The sequence below is a fragment of the Pandoraea pnomenusa genome (assembly GCF_040391475.1).
GTDB classification, from domain to species: domain Bacteria; phylum Pseudomonadota; class Gammaproteobacteria; order Burkholderiales; family Burkholderiaceae; genus Pandoraea; species Pandoraea pnomenusa_C.
In genome coordinates this window covers 32874-51307 of sequence record NZ_JBEBXS010000029.1, presented here as the reverse complement: position 1 = coordinate 51307, position 18434 = coordinate 32874, and the positions used below count along the sequence as shown (strand labels likewise).

Below are 18434 nucleotides of genomic sequence, written 5' to 3'. Positions count from 1 at the left end.
TCGAGCCTCGCGCACGCTGGCGCGCGGGCTGCAGCCGTCCGCAATTTCTCACGGACCACACCGATTTCACGACGGTACGCATCATACCATCGCATCCCCTGCCGTCGCGGATTTACAACGCCCTGAATCGGGCAAAATTCCGGACAGGACGCCCGCCGCCACGATACACAGCCCGCCGGCAATTTCCCGCACGCCCATACCCTCGCTGGCGAGCCACCAGGACGAAATCGCCGCCACTACGATCTCGAAAAGCATGATGAGCGCCGCCTGGTTCGCCGGCACCCGCGCCAGACCGAACTGGACGATGACGTTGGTCACGGCAATCGTGCAACCGAGCGCCAGCGCCACGGCCGCCACGGCTGCGCTCGACGTCAGCGCCGAGACCGCCGCCTGGCCGCCCGCTACCCCGCCGTCGAACGGCATGACCAGCAACCCGCCCACCACGCAGCCGAGATACAGCGTCCAACTGCGCATTTCGGCCCGCACGTCGGGCAATGCCTGGCTCACCCGACGAAGAAGCACGTTGTTGAGCGCGAACGCCGCCCCCGCAATAGCCCCGGCCCACTCGCCGGGGTTGTTCGGCACGGGCCAGCCCAGCTCGGGCGACCAAAGCATCAGCCCGGCGCCGCCAAGCGCCAGTGCGATCAATCCCACGCCCCGCAGGCCAACCCGTTCGCCGAGCAGCCAATGCGCGAACAGCGCCGTCCACACCGGGGTCAGATAGAAAAGCAGCAAGACCCGCATCACATGGCCGTGCGTGGTGCCCCAGACGAACGCGACGTTGGTCGTACCCCCGGCGAACGCCACGCCGACGAGCAGCCACGACCAGCGCAGCGTGCCGAGCGAGCGGCGGTAGACGAGCGTAAGCAACAGCAGGGCTACGGTCGCGGTACAGATTTGTGCGGGAACCGCCGCTACGCCCCACTGGGCAAGCACGCGATAAGGAAACCAGGCCAGGCCCCACACCGACGAACCGATGAGAATGGCCAAGGCGGGCGCCGCCCGGGTGCGCAACGAAACGCCGGAAGTCGATTCCGGGCCGTGCGCGCCGTTGCCGGCTACGGTCATACTGCTCTCTCCTGAAAAACCTGAGATACTCCGCAGACTTGCCCCATTGGCGCCTCGGAATATGCTGAATTACGCGGCGGTCGCGCTTTGTGTGCGCCGTAACGGTATAATTTTCGCTTTGCCGATCTTGCCATTCTTGGGCGCGTCCGGGAACCCCTTGACGTGATAGGCCGAATAAGCGCAACGCCATAGATGGCGCGCCATTCGCCGGCCCGGCCCCGGCAACTGCGCTGGCGCGCCTACCGTGCGCCGGACCCTTGCAAATCTCGCCCCGCCGGCGGCGTCGCCGTGCGCGGCCCGGAATTGTCTAGAACGTTGCCGTGAGTGGCATCGCGAACCCTAAGCCTTGAGTCTGTTTGAATTCTCGTGAACCCATTACTCGACAAGCTCCAGCCCTACCCCTTTGAACGCCTGAAGTCGCTCGTGGCGGATGTCACGCCCGCGGCCGCCTACAAGGCCATCAGCTTCGGCATCGGGGAGCCCAAGCACCCCACGCCGCAATTCATCAAGGAAGCCCTGATCGAAGGGCTGGGTGGTCTATCGAACTATCCGGCCACTGCCGGCGGCGAGCCGCTGCGTGTGGCGATCGCCCAGTGGCTGCAGCGCCGCTATGCGCTGCCCAGCGTGAATCCCGCGACCGAAGTGCTGCCGGTCACCGGCTCGCGCGAAGCGCTCTTCTCGTTCGCACAGGCGGTCGTCGACGGCAGCAAGCCCGGCGCCCGGGTACTGTGCCCGAACCCGTTCTACCAGATCTACGAAGGCGCCACGCTGCTCGCCGGCGCCACGCCCTACTATGCCAACAGCGACCCGGCACGCAATTTCGCGCCGGATTACGACGCCGTGCCGGCGGAAGTCTGGCGTGATGTCCAGCTCGTCTACCTTTGCTCGCCGGGCAACCCGACGGGCGCGGTGCTCGGCCTGGCCGACTGGAAGCGCCTGTTCGAACTGTCGGACCAGTACGGTTTCGTGATCGCCTCGGACGAGTGCTACTCCGAAATCTACTTCGACGAAGACAGCGCACCGCTCGGCGGTCTGGCGGCTGCCCATCAACTGGGCCGCACCTTCGAGCGCCTGGTGGTCTTCTCGAGTCTGTCGAAACGCTCGAACGTGCCGGGCATGCGCTCGGGCTTCGTGGCCGGCGACGCGAAGATCCTCAAGCAATTCCTGCTGTACCGCACGTACCACGGCTGCGCCATGAGCCCGGCGGTACAGGCCGCCAGCGTGGCCGCATGGAACGACGAGGCCCACGTGCGCCTGAATCGCGGCAAGTACCTGCGCAAGTTCCAGATGGTCACGCCGATGCTGGCGGAAGTGCTCGACGTGCGTCTGCCGGATGCCGGCTTCTACCTGTGGGCCAAGGTCGACGGGAAAACCGGACTGTCCGACACGGAATTCACGCGCCAACTGCTGGCGCAATACAATGTGGCCGTACTGCCCGGCTCGTATCTGGGCCGTGAGGCGCACGGTGCCAATCCTGCGGAGAACTACGTCCGCATCGCCCTCGTGGCCGATGAGAACGAATGCACCGAAGGCGCCCAGCGCATCGTGCAGTTCTGCCAATCCCTTTAATTTCAACTGCAACTGATTCTCGCCATGTCGCAACAACTGCAAACCACCATCGATCAAGCCTGGGAAAACCGTGCCGAGATTTCGGCCAAGTCGGCACCCGCCGAGGTGCGTGAGGCCGTCGCCCACGTCATCGCCGAACTGGACAAGGGCGCCCTGCGCGTGGCCCAGAAGCAAGACGGCCAGTGGATCGTGAACCAGTGGATCAAGAAGGCCGTGCTGCTGTCGTTCCGCCTCGAAGACAACGCCGTGATGCCCGCCGGCGGTTTCAGCCAGTTCTACGACAAGGTGCCGAGCAAGTTCGCGAACTACACCGCCGAAGACTTCGCCCGCGGCGGTTTCCGCGTGGTGCCGCCGGCGGTGGCCCGTCGCGGCTCGTTCATCGGCAAGAATGTCGTGCTGATGCCGTCGTACACCAACATCGGCGCGTACGTCGACGAAGGCACGATGGTCGACACGTGGGCCACGGTCGGTTCGTGCGCCCAGATCGGCAAGAACGTCCACCTCTCGGGTGGCGTCGGCATCGGTGGCGTGCTCGAGCCGCTGCAGGCCAACCCGGTCATCATTGAAGACAACTGCTTCATCGGCGCGCGCTCGGAAGTGGTCGAAGGCGTGATCGTGGAAGAGAACTCGGTCATCTCGATGGGCGTGTATCTGGGTCAGTCGACCAAGATCTACGACCGCGAAACCGGTGAAGTGCACTACGGTCGCGTGCCGGCCGGTTCGGTCGTCGTGCCGGGCAACCTGCCCTCGAAGGACGGCAAGTACAGCCTGTATTGCGCCGTAATCGTGAAGAAGGTCGACGCGCAAACGCGCGCCAAGACGGCCATCAACGATCTGCTGCGCGGCGAATAAGCTGTTGTAGCCTCACGGGGGATCGCTGCCGCGCAAGCGGCGCCGGTCCCTCGCTACTTTGCAATTGCGACATCAGGAGTTCAGCCAATGACGGCGGTGCTGTACGGCATTCCCAACTGCGATACCGTGAAGAAGGCGCGCACGTGGCTCGACGAGCACGGCGTAGCGTATGACTTTCACGACTTCAAGAAGGCGGGCGTGAACGACGCGCTGCTGGGCACCTGGCTGGCTCAGGTGCCGCTCGCCACGCTGCTCAACCGCAAGGGCACCACCTGGCGCAAGCTCACGCCGGAACAACAGACGGCCGCCGCCGACGAATCCGTCGCGCGCACACTGATGATCGAGAACCCGTCGCTCATCAAGCGGCCCGTGCTGGTGGCCGACGGCAAGGTTTCCGTGGGCTTCACGCCCGACAGTTACGCTTCACGATTCTGATTTCATGACCTCCTCCCAAGGCGCCACGCTGGCGCTTACCGAGCAACTGATCGCCCGTCACTCGGTGACGCCCGAAGATCGCGATTGCCAGACGATCCTGGCTCGCCGCCTCGAAGCGATCGGCTTCGCGTGCGAGACCCTCGCGTCGAACGGCGTGACCAACCTGTGGGCAGTCAAGCGCGGCACGCGCGGCACCGACGGCAAGCTGCTCGTCTTCGCCGGCCATACGGACGTCGTACCGACCGGCCCGCTCGAGCAATGGCACTCCGATCCGTTCGCGCCCACGCATCGAGACGGCATGCTCTACGGTCGGGGCGCCGCCGACATGAAGACGTCGCTCGCCGCGTTCGTGGTCGCCTCCGAGGAATTCGTCGCCGATCACCCGGATCACACCGGCAGCATCGGCTTCCTGCTCACCAGCGACGAGGAAGGCCCGGCAACCGACGGCACCGTGAAGGTCGTCGAAGCGCTCACTGCCCGCGGTGAACGACTGGATTACTGCGTGGTCGGGGAACCGACGTCGAGCCAGCGACTGGGCGACATGGTCAAGAACGGCCGCCGCGGGTCGATGTCCGGCAAGCTCGTCGTCAAGGGCGTGCAGGGCCACATCGCCTATCCGCATCTCGCCAAGAACCCGACGCATCTGTTCGCCCCGGCACTGGCCGAGCTTACGCAAACGGTGTGGGACAACGGCAACGAGTACTTCCCGCCCACGACGTGGCAGATTTCGAACATTCATGCCGGCACCGGTGCGACCAACGTCATTCCGGGTGAGCTCACTGTCCTGTTCAATTTCCGCTTCTCGACGGCCAGCACCTCGGACGGTCTGCAGCAACGCGTACATGCGCTGCTGGACCGCCACGGCCTCACGTACACGCTCGACTGGTCGATCAGCGGCCAGCCGTTCCTCACGCCGCGCGGCGACCTGTCGGACGCGCTGTCGCACGCCATCCACGAAGAAACCGGCCTCGAGACCGAGCTCTCGACCACCGGCGGCACGTCGGACGGTCGCTTCATCGCGCGCATCTGCCCGCAGGTGATCGAATTCGGGCCGTGCAACGCCAGCATCCACAAGATCGACGAGCACATTGCGGTGGCCGACATCGAGCCGCTCAAGAACATCTATCGTGGCGTGTTGTCGCGTCTGGTGGCCTGAAACACACATCGGCGCAAGGCAAATCTCATGACCACCCAAGCTACCCAGCACCCGTTCCGGACCCTGCGCGACCTGCTGCGCTACGCCGTCTCGCGCTTCACCGAGGCCGAACTGGCCTTCGGTCACGGCACCGCCACGGCGTATGACGAGGCCGCGTATCTGTTGCTGCATACGCTGCATCTGCCCATCGATACGCTCGATCCGTTCCTCGATGCACGCCTGCTCCCCGAGGAAATCGAGCGTGCGCTGTCCGTCATCAATCGCCGCGCCGGCGAGCGCGTGCCGGCGTCGTACATCACGAACGAAGCGTGGATGCACGGCCACCGTTTCTACGTGGACGAACGCGTGATCGTGCCGCGCTCGTTCGTCGGCGAACTGCTCGAAGACGCACTGCAGCCGTGGGTCAACCATCCGGACGACGTCACCGAGGTGCTCGAACTGTGCACCGGTTCCGGCTGCCTCGCGATCCTGGCCGCAGAAACGTTCCCGTCGGCACAGATCGATGCCGTCGACATCTCGCCCGATGCGCTGGCCGTCGCGCAGATCAACGTCGCGGACTATGACCTCGACACGCGCATCGCACTGCATCTCGGCGATCTCTATGCGCCGCTGCCGAAGGGCAAGCGCTACGAGGTCATCCTCACCAACCCGCCCTACGTGAACGAAGGTTCGATGCAGGTGCTGCCGGCCGAGTACCGCCATGAGCCGCGCCTCGCACTGGCAGGCGGCGACGACGGCATGGATGTCGTGCGACGCATCATCGCCGGGGCGCGGGAGCATCTCACCGACGACGGCGTGCTCGTTGTGGAAATCGGCAACGAACGCCACTTCGTCGAAGCCGCGTTCCCCGACCTCCCGATGACCTGGCTCGCCACGAGTGCGGGCGACGACATGGTCTTCCTCGTGCAGGCCGCCGACCTGCCCTGATCCCGCTTCCGGTCGCGTCCGGCCGTCCTAGGCCGCGCGCGACCGATCCGGCGCTCCGCAGCACACCGACGCCTCGCCCAAGTTCACGCTGCCCGGTTACACTCGGGTTCCCGGGTCTGCGCGACCCACGGCATGGAGGAAGGTTGTCCGTCATGGTGTTCAATTGGCTCGACGTCGGTTTTGCTGTCGCCTGTATCCATGCCCTCGGGATCGCGGCGGCGATCCATGCCGTGCTGACCGTGCGCACGTCACAGGGGGCCGTCGCCTGGGCGGTTTCGCTCGTGACGATGCCGTACCTCACGCTGATTCCCTATCTGTTCCTCGGCCGCTCGAAGTTCATCGGGTACGTCGAAGCCCGTCGCGCGCGCAATCAGGTGTTGCAATCGCGCATGGGCGAGACGCAATGGAGCGGTGAGCCTCCCGTTGCCGTGGAGGCGCACCCCGAATTCGCCGCGCTCACCGCCATGACCGGCATGTCGTTTGTTGCGGGCAACCGTGTGCGTCTGCTGGTCAACGGCCGGGCGACGTTCGATGCGATCTTCGCCGCCATCGACCGGGCACGCGACTACATCATCGTCCAGTTCTTCATCGTCAAGGACGACGCCCTCGGGCGCGCACTGGCCGCACACCTGCTCGCGCGCGCCGCCACCGGCGTGAAGGTCTACTTCCTCTACGACCGGATTGGCAGCCACGACTTGCCGCGCAGCTACTGCGACAAGCTGCGTCAGGGCGGCGTACTGATCCATGAATTCGCTGCGGCCAAGCGCGGCATCTTCGTCAATCGCTTCCAGCTCAACTTCCGCAATCACCGCAAGATCGTAGTGATCGACGGCAACGAGGCCTTCATCGGCGGTCACAACGTCGGCGTCGAATACCTCGGCGAAAAGCCGCCGCTCGCGCCCTGGCGCGACACCCACATTTCGGTGCGCGGCCCGGCCGTGGTCGGCATTCAGCGCGCGTTCGCCGAAGACTGGCACTGGAGCACGGGGCTGGTGCCGGAGCTCAACCGGCAGCCCGCCGCGTCGGGCGAGGACATGCATTGCCAGGTCGTGCCCAGCGGCCCGGCGGACCGCCTGGAGACGTCGTCGCTGTTCTTCGTCAACGCGATCAACGCGGCACAGAAGCGCGTGTGGCTCACCACGCCCTACTTCGTGCCCGACGAAGCGGTGTTTTCCGCGCTGCGCCTCGCCGTCTTGCGCGGGGTCGACGTGCGCCTGCTGATCCCCGATCGCGCCGATCATTACGTGGTGTTCGAAGCGACCACCTCGTATGCCTTCGAAGCCGCGCGCAGCGGCATCGGCGTCTATCGGTATCAGCATGGCTTCATTCACCAGAAGGTCGTGCTCATCGACGACAGTGCCGCCGCCGTCGGCAGCGCCAACCTCGACAATCGCTCGTTCCGGCTGAATTTCGAGATCATGTTGCTCACCGTCGACCGCGCCTTCGCCGACGACGTTGCCTTCATGCTGACGCACGACTTCGAGAGTGCCGTACTCCTCAACAAGGACGACTTCCGCCAAATCCCGAGATGGCGGCAGCTCGTCATGCGTATCGCGCGTCTGTTTGCGCCGATCCTCTGAACGATTCCCGGTCCACAGCCGCGATACCCGACCACGTCTCGCCCGACATCCGGGACAATAGATTTCCGCCGTTGCCGCTGCACCCGGTAAAATGCGCGTTTGGCCGCCCGATTGCGGCCTGACTCGCATTCCTACCGCTTTCCCGTGATCCGATTCGAACACCTCACCCTCGCACGCGGTACCAAACCGCTCTTCGAGGACACCTCCGTCACGCTCAATCCTGGCGAGCGCGTCGGTCTCGTCGGCGCCAACGGCGCCGGTAAGTCCACCCTGTTTGCCCTGCTGCGCGGCCAGTTGCACGCCGATGGCGGCGACGCCTTCGTGCCCGGTCACTGGCGTGTTGCCCATGTGATGCAGGAGACGCCCGCCGTCGAACGTACCGCCCTCGACTACGTGCTCGATGGCGACACGCGCCTGCGCGAGATCGAGGCTGCCATCGCTGCCGCCGAGGCCGCACACGACGGTCACGCGCAGGCCGAGGCGCACACCGCCTTCGCAGACGCCGACGGCTACACGGCACCGGCGCGCGGCGAGGCACTGCTGCTCGGCCTCGGCTTCACGCTCGCGCAGACGCAGTTGCCCGTAGCGAGCTTCTCCGGCGGCTGGCGCATGCGCCTGAATCTGGCGCAAGCGCTGATGTGCCCGTCCGATCTGTTGTTGCTCGACGAACCGACCAACCACCTGGATCTGGACGCCATCGTCTGGCTCGAAGACTGGCTCAAGCGCTACCCGGGCACGCTCATCGTGATTTCGCACGACCGCGAATTCCTCGACGAGGTCTGCAACGTCACGCTGCACATCGAGAACCAGCAGATCAAGCGCTACGGCGGCAACTACAGCCAGTTCGAAATCCTGCGCTCCCAGCAGCTGGCGCTGCAACAAAGCGCCTTCGAGAAGCAGCAGAAGACGATTGCGCACCTGGAGTCGTACATCACGCGCTTCAAGGCGAAGGCGTCGAAAGCCCGTCAGGCCCAGAGTCGCGTGAAGGCGCTCGAAAAGATGGAGCGCATCGTGCCCGCGCACATCGCGTCGCCGTTTACGTTCGAATTCCGCCCGGCCGACTCCGCCCCGAACCCGATGCTCGTGCTCGAGGCCGTGCGATGCGGCTACCCGCTTGCCGACGACAGCGAGAAGGTCATCCTCCCGCACGTGACGATGTCCGTGCAGAACGAGCAACGCATCGGCCTGCTCGGCGCCAACGGCCAGGGGAAATCGACACTCATCAAGACGCTTGCGGGCACGCTGGCCCCGCTCGCAGGTGTCGTGAAGACGGGCAAGGGCTTGCAGATCGGCTATTTCGCCCAGCATCAGGTCGAAACGTTGCGCCACGACGACTCGCCGTTGCAGCACTTGCAGCGTCTGGCGCCTGACACCCGCGAACAGGAGCTGCGCGACTTCCTCGGCGGCTTCAACTTCCGCGGGGACATGGCGACCTCGTCGATTGCGCCGTTCTCCGGCGGCGAAAAGGCACGTCTCGCGCTCGCGCTCATCATCTGGCAGAAGCCGAATTTGCTGCTGCTCGACGAGCCGACGAACCACCTGGACCTCGAAACGCGCCATGCGCTCACGATGGCCCTCGCCCAATTCGACGGCACGCTGATTCTCGTCTCGCACGACCGGCACCTGCTGCGCGCAACCACCGATCAGTTCCTGCTCGTGGCCGGCGGCGAAGTGCAGCCGTTCGACGGCGACCTCGACGACTATCGCGACTGGTTGCTGCAACACGCCGCCGATCAACGCGCGGCGGCGCGTGAGGCGGGCACGGGAGGCGACGCCGGTGACGGCGGCAACCGCAAGGATCAGAAGCGCGCAGAGGCGCAGGAGCGTCAGCGACTGTCGCAATTGCGCAAGCCGTTGCAGCGCAAGATCGAGAAGCTGGAACAGTCGATGGCGAAGCTCTCCGACGAGAAGGCCCGGCTCGACGCGATCCTCGCCGACAGCAGCACGTACGAGGAAGCGAAGAAGACGTTGCTTACCGACAGCCTCAAACAGCAGGTCGACGTCACGAATCAACTCTCCGATGTCGAGGCGCAATGGCTCGAAGCGCAGGAAGCGCTCGAACAGATCGTTTGACGCGTCGACGGCAGCGTCATCGGGACAGGCGAGCGCAATCGCAGAACCCGGGGCATTTCACGCTGCAGTCCGTATTCGTCGGCTCGCCAGACAATGAAAAAGCCCGGTCACAATGACCGGGCTTTTTCATGTCGCACGAAGCACCACCCTCACGCCCTCACAACCCCGCCACCACCGAGATGGCCTGCTCCAGACGATCAACGGCATGGACTTCGAGTCCGTCGATCGGTTGCTTCGGGGCATTCGCCTTCGGGATGATCGCAATCGAAAAACCGAGTTTCGCCGCTTCCTTGAGACGATCCTGCCCTCGCGGACTTGGTCGGATCTCGCCCGCCAACCCGACCTCGCCAAACGCCACGATGCCGCGCGGCAGCGGCTTGTTGCGCAACGACGAATGAATGGCGAGCAAGACCGCCAGATCGGCGGCGGGCTCCGAAATCTTCACGCCGCCCACAGCGTTCAGGAAGACGTCCTGATCGAAGCACGCAATACCGGCGTGGCGATGCATGACAGCGAGCAGCATCGCCAGGCGGTTCTGCTCCAGCCCCACGGCAAGACGCCGCGGATTGGGCACCTGCGCCGTGTCTACCAGCGCCTGCACCTCCACCAGCAACGGACGCGTGCCCTCCTGCGTGACCAGCACACACGAGCCGGGCACACTCTGTTCGTGCTGGGAGAGGAAGAGCGCCGACGGGTTGGCCACGCCACGCAGCCCCTTCTCCGTCATGGCGAACACGCCCAACTCGTTGACCGCACCGAAGCGATTCTTGAATGCGCGCACCAGCCGGTACGACGAATGCGTGTCACCTTCGAAATACAGCACGGTGTCGACGATGTGTTCGAGCACGCGCGGCCCGGCAAGGCTGCCTTCCTTCGTGACGTGACCGACCATGATGACCGTCACGCCGCTTTGTTTCGCGCTTCGGGTCAGTTGCGCCGCGCACTCGCGCACCTGCGCCACGGACCCCGGCGCCGACGTCAGCGCTTCGGAGTAGACCGTCTGAATCGAGTCGATCACCACGACGTCGGGCTTCTCGGACTCGATCGCACCGAGAATCTTCTCCAGCTGGATCTCGGCGAGCAGATCGAGCTCACCACCGCCCTCACCCGCGGCGCCAAGCCCGAGACGCTGCGCTCGCAACGCGATCTGGGCGCCCGACTCTTCGCCGCTGACATACAGCGCACGACGCTCGCGCGCCAGATGCGCCAGCGACTGAAGCAGGAGTGTCGACTTGCCGATGCCGGGGTCGCCGCCGATCAGCACCACACCGCCCGCGACCAGGCCACCGCCCAGCACGCGGTCGAATTCGCTGACGCCACTGGAGAAGCGCGGCACGTCGGCCGCTTCGATTTGCGCCAGCTTTCGCACCGGCGTGCTCTTCGCGAGCGATTGATAGCGATGGCCGGTCGACGTCTCCGCCACCGACTCCACGAGCGTATTCCAACCGTTGCAGTTGGGGCACTGACCCGCCCACTTGGGCGTCTGCCCGCCGCACTCGGTACAGATGTAGACAGTCTTGGCTTTGGCCATGCGAGGCGATCCCGTCGTCGTTGCCTAGCGGCTCAGTGCGCGTGCACCGGCACACGACGCGCCACGGCACACATCAACTCATAGCCCAGCGTGCCCGCCGAAGCCGCGACCTCGTCGATGCACAGCCCGCGGCCCCACAGCGTCACGGTCGAGCCCACTCGCGCCTGCGGCACGGGCGTCAGATCGACGGCGAGCATGTCCATCGACACGCGTCCGATGGTCTTGGTGCGCACGCCATCGACCAGCACCGGCGTGCCCGACGGCGCGACACGCGGATAACCGTCGGCATAACCGCACGCGACCGTGCCGACCCGCATTGGCGCTTCGGTGCGGAACAGGCTGCCATAGCCGACCGTGCCGCCCGCCGGCACGTCCTGAATGCCGATCACCTCGGCCTCGAGCGTCATGGTCGGCTGGAGGTCCAGCTCGGCGGCCGGCACTTCGAGCCCCTTGGGCGACGACCCGTAGAGCATGATGCCGGGACGTACCCAGGCGCCATGCGTGTTGGGATGGAACAGCGTCGCCGCCGAATTGGCCAGACTGCGCTCGCCCGGCACGTCGCACGCGCCGCGTTCGAACGCTTCCATCTGATGCGCGATGCCACGCGGGCCGTCGGCATCGGAGAAGTGCGTCATCAGCACGATCTGGCTCACGCCGGGAATCGCGCGCGCGCGTTCCCACGCGGCACGAAAACGCTCGGGGGCGAAGCCCAGCCGGTTCATGCCGGAGTTCATCTTGAGTTGCACGTTGAGCGGCTTGGTCAGTCGCGTCATCTCGAGCATGCGCAACTGCTCGTCGCTATGCACGGTGGTCGTCAGGCCATACTTGTCGACGATGGCGAGGTCTTCCGGCTTGAAGAAACCTTCGAGCAACAGAATGGGACCGGCCCAGCCAAGCTCGCGCAGACGCACGGCTTCGTCGAGGTCGAGCAGGCCGAAGCCGTCGGCGTCGCGCAATCCGGGGTAGGCGTTTTCGATGCCATGCCCATAGGCATTGGCCTTGACCACCGCCCACACCTTGGCATTGGGCGCATGGCGGCGTGCGACATCGAGATTGTGGGCGAGAGCGGCGGTATGAATCGAGACTTTGATCGGACGGGGCATGGGTAGGTACGGAATCGAGGAGAAGCTTACCGGGACAGGCTCACGGCATAACGCATGGGGATATTTTCGTGTTATAAAGCCGTGCGCACAACTTGTTTTGCCGAAATCTTTATCCCGATAACAATATCGGTCTCAGACCGAGGGCGACCGGGCGCCCGGCACGGGGGCATCAAGGCCGAACATACGGTCGGATGACGTTATTTGCATGGCCGATGAGCGCAGATACCCCTGTGTTTAAGTGCGGTTTCTTCCCGTATGGGAGCCTCTCGCGGGCTCCACGGATTCCGACAACCGAGACACGCAAGTTTTACGCCGCACGGGATCGACTCAAGTACCGATGAAGAAAGGCTTTTACACCATCATGGCCGCGCAGTTTTTTTCGTCGCTGGCCGACAATGCATTGCTCATTGCTGCAATCGCACTCCTGAAAGATCTGCATTCCCCGCAGTGGATGACACCGCTGCTGAAACTCTTCTTCGTTCTCTCGTACGTCATTCTCGCCGCCTACGTCGGGGCTTTCGCCGACTCCATGCCCAAGGGCAAGGTCATGTTCATCAGCAACTCGATCAAGGTCGCGGGCTGCCTGATGATGCTGTTCGGCTCGCATCCATTGATCGCGTATGGCGTGGTCGGCTTCGGTGCCGCCGCATACTCACCGGCGAAGTACGGCATTCTCACGGAACTGCTCCCTGCCGAGAGACTGGTCGCCGCCAACGGCTGGATCGAAGGGCTGACCGTCAGCTCGATTATTCTGGGCACCGTGCTGGGCGGCACACTCATCAGCCCCCATATCTCGGAATGGGTGCTGCAACGCACCCCCGAAGCGATCAGCTCGCCGGCGATGGCCGCGATGGTCGTCATCATGGGGATCTACGTGGTCGCGGCGCTGTTCAATCTGCGCATTCCCGACACCGGCGCGCGTTATGCCCGCCAGGAACGCAACCCGATCAAGCTCGTTTCCGATTTCGCCGACTGCTTCGTCACGCTGTGGCGCGACAAGCTGGGCCAGATCTCGCTGGCCGTCACCACGCTGTTCTGGGGTGCAGGCGCCACACTGCAGTTCATCGTGTTGCGCTGGGCCGAAAAGGCGCTCGGCATGACACTGTCCGAAGGCGCCATCCTGCAAGCCGTGTCGGCCGTCGGCGTGGCGATCGGCGCCATCGTGGCAGCCTCGCGCATTCCGCTCAAGCGCTCGCTCTCCGTGCTGCCCGTCGGTATTGCGATGGGCATTGCCGTCATGGCGATGGCATTCTTCTCGAAAGATCTGCTGCCGTGGGGCACCGAGTGGAAGGTGCCGTTGTATCTGATCATCTCGTACATCTTCCTGATCATCGTCGGCGCACTCGCGGGCTTCTTCGTGGTGCCGATGAACGCCCTGCTCCAGCATCGCGGTCACGTGCTGCTCTCGGCCGGTCACTCCATCGCGGTCCAGAACTTCAATGAGAACCTTTCGGTGCTCATCATGCTGTGCCTCTACGCCCTGCTGATCTGGTGCAACGTGCCGGTCGGGGTCGTCATCGTTCTGTTCGGTGTGTTTGTTTCGGGCACGATGTGGCTCGTCATGAAGCGTCACCAGGCCAATCAGCGCGAATTCGATTCGGTCGCGCTCATTGGCGAAGTCAAGCATTGATATGAATTCGCATCTGTCGTCTACCCGCAGCACTTCCGGCATTCCCATCGCCCTCACCATCGCCGGCTCCGATTCGAGCGGCGGTGCGGGCATCCAGGCCGATCTGAAGACGTTTTCCGCGCTCGGCGCCTATGGCGCCAGCGTGATCACAGCCCTCACCGCGCAGAACACGCGCGGCGTGACGGGCATCCATACGCCGCCGGCGAGCTTCGTGACGGCGCAAATGGACGCCGTGTTCGAGGATCTCGACGTCGACGCCGTCAAGCTGGGCATGCTGGCCAACGCCGATGTCGTGCGTGCCGTAGCCGCCGGCCTGCGCACCTACAAGCCGCGCTTCGTCGTGCTCGATACGGTGATGATTTCGAAGAGCGGTCACGCCCTGCTGCAACCGGACGCCGTAGCCGCCCTGCGCGACGAACTCCTGCCGCTGGCCGATCTCATCACGCCCAATCTGCCGGAGGCCGCCGCGTTGCTCGGCGTCGACCCCGCGACTGACGAAAGCGAGATGGAACAGCAGGCGCAGGCACTGCGTGCGCTGGGCGCGCGCAACGTGCTCGTCAAGGGCGGGCATCTCGCGGGGGATCTGAGTCCGGACTGGCTGGTCAGCGCCAATGGCGTCGAGCGTTTCAACGCGCCTCGCATCGCCGCACACAATACGCACGGCACCGGCTGCACGTTGTCGGCCGCGCTGGCGGCCCTACGTCCGCGTCGCGAAGACTGGTCCGACACGGTGCGTGACGCCAAGGCGTACCTGAACGGCGCGCTCGCCGCGAGCGACGCCCTGCACATCGGCCACGGCATCGGGCCGGTGCATCACTTCCATGCGGTCTGGCCCAAGGCCTGACGCGCCCCGCGATCAGATGGATGGCGCGCCGTCGTCCGCACTCTGCGCGAGTGCACGACGTGCCGCCGCGTTCGCCCGCTCGCTCAATTCCTCGATACGATGCCGCGCACGCGGCGCCCAGTAGTCCGGCACGATAAACCCGCGATCCGATTCGAACCAGTCTCCTGCGCCCGAACGGCGCGTCAACGAGACGATCAGTAGCGGCTCGGCGACGCCACGCTCCCGCCAATGCGTCTCGATGCGCGCATGCATCGCCGCGAGCGACAACGCCGACGCGTCCTCGACACGCGCCGGTGCCAGCCAGCGTGCGCGCTGCAACATCGCCCAGGCGCGTTCGCGCGGCGCGTCGAGCGCATGCACCGACTGCGCATTCGCCCACCATTCGTCGAGCGTGGCCCACCACCCCCGGCCATGCGATTCGGACGCCACCTGCGGCAGTTGCCCGCGTTGCGCCAGCGGATGGAACAACCAGCCCTTGAGATACACCTGAGGCAACCACGGTCCGGCCGCCGGCAGCGCGCTACGCGCAGCGTCGATCGTCGTGAGGCGCAGTTGATGGCCAAGCAGACGTGCCACCTTATCCGCCAGACTGTCGGCAAGATTTGGCCCGAGCCAATGAAACTGGACGTCGCGCTCGTCGAGCGTGCCGACAGGATGCGTGGGCGGTACGAACAGATACAGCTTGACCGCCAGCTCCCAATGCAGCAATCGATGATCGGCGCGGCGCGCAAGCAGGAAGTCGCACTCGCCGAGCGTCATGTTGCCGCGCCGCGCGTCACGTACCTGCAAGCCTGCCGCGAGCAGATCGAATCGGGGACTGTGCAATAGCGCGAAATGCAGCAGCTGCTCCGCGTAGCGGCCCAGACGATGACTCTCGCCACGGGAGAGGAATTCGCGCAACGGCTCGGGATTCGCGTCGCACGCGAGGAGCCAGTCGTGCAGACGCCGGGAATGAAAGACGGGTTCGGAAGCCCCGGGAGGCGCGGATGATGTGGCATCCGGTGACGACGCCGGAGAAGGCGGCACGTCGGTCGCCGCCTGGATATCGTCAAAGTGCGCGAGTGCTGCCGGAAACCGCGCGGCACTGAGTAAATCGGCGGACAGCAGCAGCCACGCGAGGTCGCGCACAGGCGCCTCGCGCAGGGTTTCGATCAGTTCGCCGTAGGCTTGTTGGCCGGAGTCGATTCGCACACTGCCTCGTAGGTAGCCCGCGCCAGGCACCAATCCGTCCAGGCCTTGGCCTTGTCGGGCAGACTGCGCAACAGATAGGCCGGATGGTAGGTCACCACCACCGGCACGCCTTCATACTCATGCACCCGCCCGCGCAAGCTGGCGATGCTCGCCTGCGTACGCAGGATACTCTGCGCCGCAAAGCGCCCCATCACCACGATCACCCGCGGCTTGAGCAGCGCGACCTGACGCTTCAGATACGGCTCGCAGCTCGCCACCTCATCCGCCTCGGGATCGCGATTGTTCGGCGGACGGCACTTGAGCACGTTCGCGATGTACACATTCTCGCCGCGCTTGAGCGTCACCGCACGCAGCATGTTGTCGAGCAGCTTGCCCGCCTGACCGACGAACGGCTCGCCCTGCAAATCCTCCTGCTGGCCCGGCGCTTCGCCCACGAGCAGCCAGTCCGCTTCGCGATCGCCCACGCCGAAGACCGTCTGAGTGCGCTTTTCGCACAAACCGCACAAGCGGCAACCGGCGACGCGCTCGGTGAGCGCCTCCCAGTCCAGCGTCTCGACGCCCGGCAACGCCGGTCGCGATTCGGCTTGCGTCGATGCCGCCTCGCCCGTGACCGACCACAGCGCGGCGTCGGCGGCAGCATCGCCGTCGCCATAGCCATCGCTGTCGAGCCACATCGGAATGTCGTCCGGCGGCATATCCGCCGTACGGCGCGGCTCGCCGCGATGCGTCGGGGGCGACTCGCGACGCACCGGCGCGGATTGTGCGGCAGGCGCGTCGGCAAACGACACGTCGCGCTCGGCACGCACGACCGGACGCGCGACCAGCGGCGGCACGGACGAAGCCGACACCGTCGACGGCGTCACATCCCACGGCGGCAGATCCTCGGCAACGACGTCGCCACGCGCGGCGGTCGGCGCGGTGAGGGTTGCCACGTCGCCCTCGTCCGCAGACGCCATCTGCGCTTCAGTTGCGGCTCGCGTCACGGCATCGTGCGACATCCACACCGGCCACAGCCCGAACTCTTCCAGAATTGCTTTAGGCCACGGCACGATCGGTCTCCCACGACAGGCGCATGACGATGGCGTCTTCACGACGCCCGCCCGCCGGATAGTATCCCTTGCGACGGCCGATCTGCTCGAAGCCGAAACGCTCGTAAATGCGCAACGCGCGCATGTTGGACGGACGCACTTCCAGCAGCACGCCGCCCATGCCCTGTGCGCGCGACACGCGCACCACCTCGTCGAGCAATTGCACCCCCAGCCCGTTGCCCTGCATCTCCGGCACCACGCAGACATTGAGCAGATGCGACTCGTCGACGACCGGCATCAACAGGAAATAGCCGAGCAACGTACCGTCGACCGCGCGCAGGCAAACGCCCTGGTGCCCGGCGTCGATCGAATCCGAGAAATTCTGGCGCGTCCACGGAAAGGGGTATGCGCGCACCTCGACGGCCACGACCTCATCGAGATCGGCGAGCGTCATCGGAGAAAAATGGTTCGGCCCGGTCTGGCGCATCAGGGCGCCTCCTTGCCGGCGGATTGCGCAGCGGCCTGCTTGATCGCTTCGCGTTCGGCCGTCGTTTGCGCGACCTTGTTGCGAATGTACACGGGCATGGCCTGATCGGCGGGAATCGCCTCGCCGCGCGCAAAGGCACGCGCCGCCAGTTCGGCGACGTAACGCGCACGCGGCATGGCATCGGCCAGTACGGCCTGCGCCTGCACGCTCGCCAGCAACCGTTCGCCGAATGCCGTCACGGCGTTTCCGGCGATGACGAAATCGGCCTCCGGGGCGCGCACCTGCTCCGCGGCGTCGAGCGACGGCGCCTGCACTTCGCGCCAGTCACCGGCAGCGGCATCCCACGCGTAGTCGGCCCAGTACGCCTCGTTCATGCGGGCATCGAGCGCCACGAGCACGCGCTGCGTATCGATATGCATTGCGCGAGCGGCTTCGGCACACGCGACCAGCGTACCCACAGGCACCACAGGGCGTTTGGCGCCGAACGCCAGCCCCTGCGCCACGCCGCAGGCGGTCCGCAAACCGGTAAATGACCCCGGACCGGCGCCAAAGGCGATGGCATCGCACTCGGCAAGCGTGAGCCCGGCCTCGCGCAGCACTTCGCGCGCGGCAGGCAGGATATGCGTACTGGAGACGGGACCGGTATCGAGGTGACGCTCGACCACTTGGGCCGGCGCCCCGCTGGCGGGATCGTGACGGTACACGGCAACCGAACAGAACTCGGTCGAGGTGTCGAGGGCGAGAAGCGTAATCGAAGACATGGCGCTATTGTAATCGGGCGCACGTCATGCGACCTAGCGAGATCGACGCCGGACGCGCCAATCCGCACGCACCGGTGACGCCCGACACCGGCGAGCGCCGCTTCGCACGGCCTCACCACCCCGTGCAAATCCGAACGTGCATTTTTTCAAAAAGACAGGTATAATGCGCGCTTCGCCTCGCAGGGATTATGCAAATTCC

Annotated in this window: 16 protein-coding genes; 9 read left to right on the top strand and 7 right to left on the bottom strand. The window is 65.3% G+C overall.

The features are described 5' to 3' along the window. Positions 1–81: 81 nt before the first annotated feature. Positions 82–1068, bottom strand: coding sequence for a DMT family transporter (locus tag ABWO90_RS22155; RefSeq protein WP_353193379.1), 987 nt, complete (start codon positions 1066–1068; stop codon positions 82–84). 366 nt (positions 1069–1434) lie between these two features. Here ABWO90_RS22155 and dapC point away from each other — a divergent pair, with 366 nt between their 5' ends. The 7 genes from dapC (at position 1435) to ABWO90_RS22120 (ending at position 9660) form a co-directional block, all read left to right on the top strand. Beyond that, positions 1435–2637: a succinyldiaminopimelate transaminase gene (gene dapC / locus ABWO90_RS22150; protein ID WP_353193378.1), complete on the top strand. Its 1203-nt coding sequence runs from the start codon at positions 1435–1437 to the stop codon at positions 2635–2637. A gap of 24 nt (positions 2638–2661) precedes the next feature. Further along, positions 2662–3489 (top strand): 2,3,4,5-tetrahydropyridine-2,6-dicarboxylate N-succinyltransferase, encoded by an 828-nt coding sequence (gene dapD / locus ABWO90_RS22145; protein WP_044455575.1) that lies wholly within the window; start codon positions 2662–2664, stop codon positions 3487–3489. A gap of 87 nt (positions 3490–3576) precedes the next feature. Beyond that, positions 3577–3924 carry an ArsC family reductase gene (locus ABWO90_RS22140; RefSeq protein WP_353193377.1) on the top strand — a complete coding sequence of 116 codons (348 nt, stop codon included), beginning with the start codon at positions 3577–3579 and terminating at the stop codon, positions 3922–3924. Between the two features lie 4 nt (positions 3925–3928). Continuing rightward, the gene (gene dapE, locus ABWO90_RS22135; RefSeq protein ID WP_353193376.1) at positions 3929–5080 is read left to right on the top strand and encodes a succinyl-diaminopimelate desuccinylase; all 1152 of its coding nucleotides are present in this window, start codon (positions 3929–3931) and stop codon (positions 5078–5080) included. A gap of 27 nt (positions 5081–5107) precedes the next feature. Further along, the gene (gene prmB / locus ABWO90_RS22130; RefSeq protein WP_353193375.1) at positions 5108–6007 is read left to right on the top strand and encodes a 50S ribosomal protein L3 N(5)-glutamine methyltransferase; all 900 of its coding nucleotides are present in this window, start codon (positions 5108–5110) and stop codon (positions 6005–6007) included. A gap of 152 nt (positions 6008–6159) precedes the next feature. Next, complete coding sequence (cls, locus tag ABWO90_RS22125; RefSeq protein WP_353193374.1) at positions 6160–7587, top strand: cardiolipin synthase; 1428 nt, start codon at positions 6160–6162, stop codon at positions 7585–7587. Between the two features lie 144 nt (positions 7588–7731). Further along, positions 7732–9660, top strand: coding sequence for an ATP-binding cassette domain-containing protein (locus tag ABWO90_RS22120; protein ID WP_353193373.1), 1929 nt, complete (start codon positions 7732–7734; stop codon positions 9658–9660). A 157-nt stretch (positions 9661–9817) separates the two neighbouring features. Here the strand turns inward: ABWO90_RS22120 and radA are convergent, their stop codons facing one another. Then, a complete protein-coding gene (radA, locus tag ABWO90_RS22115; RefSeq protein ID WP_353193372.1) occupies positions 9818–11191 on the bottom strand; it encodes a DNA repair protein RadA in 1374 nt (457 codons plus the stop codon). A 32-nt stretch (positions 11192–11223) separates the two neighbouring features. Further along, positions 11224–12294: an alanine racemase gene (gene alr, locus ABWO90_RS22110; RefSeq protein ID WP_353193371.1), complete on the bottom strand. Its 1071-nt coding sequence runs from the start codon at positions 12292–12294 to the stop codon at positions 11224–11226. 337 nt (positions 12295–12631) lie between these two features. Here alr and lplT point away from each other — a divergent pair, with 337 nt between their 5' ends. Beyond that, positions 12632–13924, top strand: a complete 1293-nt coding sequence (lplT, locus tag ABWO90_RS22105) for a lysophospholipid transporter LplT (protein ID WP_353193370.1) — start codon at positions 12632–12634, stop codon at positions 13922–13924. A 1-nt stretch (position 13925) separates the two neighbouring features. Continuing rightward, a complete protein-coding gene (gene thiD / locus ABWO90_RS22100) occupies positions 13926–14768 on the top strand; it encodes a bifunctional hydroxymethylpyrimidine kinase/phosphomethylpyrimidine kinase (protein ID WP_353193369.1) in 843 nt (280 codons plus the stop codon). 12 nt (positions 14769–14780) lie between these two features. Here thiD and ABWO90_RS22095 read toward each other — a convergent pair whose 3' ends face one another. The 4 genes from ABWO90_RS22095 to tsaB are packed head-to-tail and all read right to left on the bottom strand — an operon-like array spanning position 14781 to position 18235. Further along, on the bottom strand, positions 14781–15959 hold the full coding sequence (locus tag ABWO90_RS22095) for a DUF1853 family protein (RefSeq protein ID WP_353193368.1): 1179 nt from the start codon (positions 15957–15959) through the stop codon (positions 14781–14783). Then, entirely contained in the window at positions 15920–17008 is a 1089-nt protein-coding gene (locus tag ABWO90_RS22090) for a uracil-DNA glycosylase family protein (RefSeq protein ID WP_353193367.1), read from the bottom strand. The genes ABWO90_RS22095 and ABWO90_RS22090 overlap by 40 nt, the downstream gene beginning before the upstream one ends. Then, positions 16995–17474, bottom strand: coding sequence for a ribosomal protein S18-alanine N-acetyltransferase (rimI, locus tag ABWO90_RS22085; RefSeq protein ID WP_353193366.1), 480 nt, complete (start codon positions 17472–17474; stop codon positions 16995–16997). The genes ABWO90_RS22090 and rimI overlap by 14 nt, the downstream gene beginning before the upstream one ends. Continuing rightward, positions 17474–18235, bottom strand: a complete 762-nt coding sequence (tsaB, locus tag ABWO90_RS22080; protein WP_353193365.1) for a tRNA (adenosine(37)-N6)-threonylcarbamoyltransferase complex dimerization subunit type 1 TsaB — start codon at positions 18233–18235, stop codon at positions 17474–17476. The genes rimI and tsaB overlap by 1 nt, the downstream gene beginning before the upstream one ends. Positions 18236–18434 lie beyond the last annotated feature (199 nt).

Excerpts from the sequence above, each read along its gene's own strand:
- dapD (WP_044455575.1), top strand. The coding sequence starts at position 2,662 with ATGTCGCAACAACTGCAAACCACCATCGATCAAGCCTGGGAAAACCGT.
- radA (WP_353193372.1), bottom strand. The coding sequence starts at position 11,191 with ATGGCCAAAGCCAAGACTGTCTACATCTGTACCGAGTGCGGCGGGCAG.
- alr (WP_353193371.1), bottom strand. The coding sequence starts at position 12,294 with ATGCCCCGTCCGATCAAAGTCTCGATTCATACCGCCGCTCTCGCCCAC.
- dapE (WP_353193376.1), top strand. The coding sequence starts at position 3,929 with ATGACCTCCTCCCAAGGCGCCACGCTGGCGCTTACCGAGCAACTGATC.
- prmB (WP_353193375.1), top strand. The coding sequence starts at position 5,108 with ATGACCACCCAAGCTACCCAGCACCCGTTCCGGACCCTGCGCGACCTG.
- lplT (WP_353193370.1), top strand. The coding sequence starts at position 12,632 with ATGAAGAAAGGCTTTTACACCATCATGGCCGCGCAGTTTTTTTCGTCG.
- cls (WP_353193374.1), top strand. The coding sequence starts at position 6,160 with ATGGTGTTCAATTGGCTCGACGTCGGTTTTGCTGTCGCCTGTATCCAT.
- thiD (WP_353193369.1), top strand. The coding sequence starts at position 13,926 with ATGAATTCGCATCTGTCGTCTACCCGCAGCACTTCCGGCATTCCCATC.
- tsaB (WP_353193365.1), bottom strand. The coding sequence starts at position 18,235 with ATGTCTTCGATTACGCTTCTCGCCCTCGACACCTCGACCGAGTTCTGT.
- ABWO90_RS22140 (WP_353193377.1), top strand. The coding sequence starts at position 3,577 with ATGACGGCGGTGCTGTACGGCATTCCCAACTGCGATACCGTGAAGAAG.
- rimI (WP_353193366.1), bottom strand. The coding sequence starts at position 17,474 with ATGCGCCAGACCGGGCCGAACCATTTTTCTCCGATGACGCTCGCCGAT.
- ABWO90_RS22155 (WP_353193379.1), bottom strand. The coding sequence starts at position 1,068 with ATGACCGTAGCCGGCAACGGCGCGCACGGCCCGGAATCGACTTCCGGC.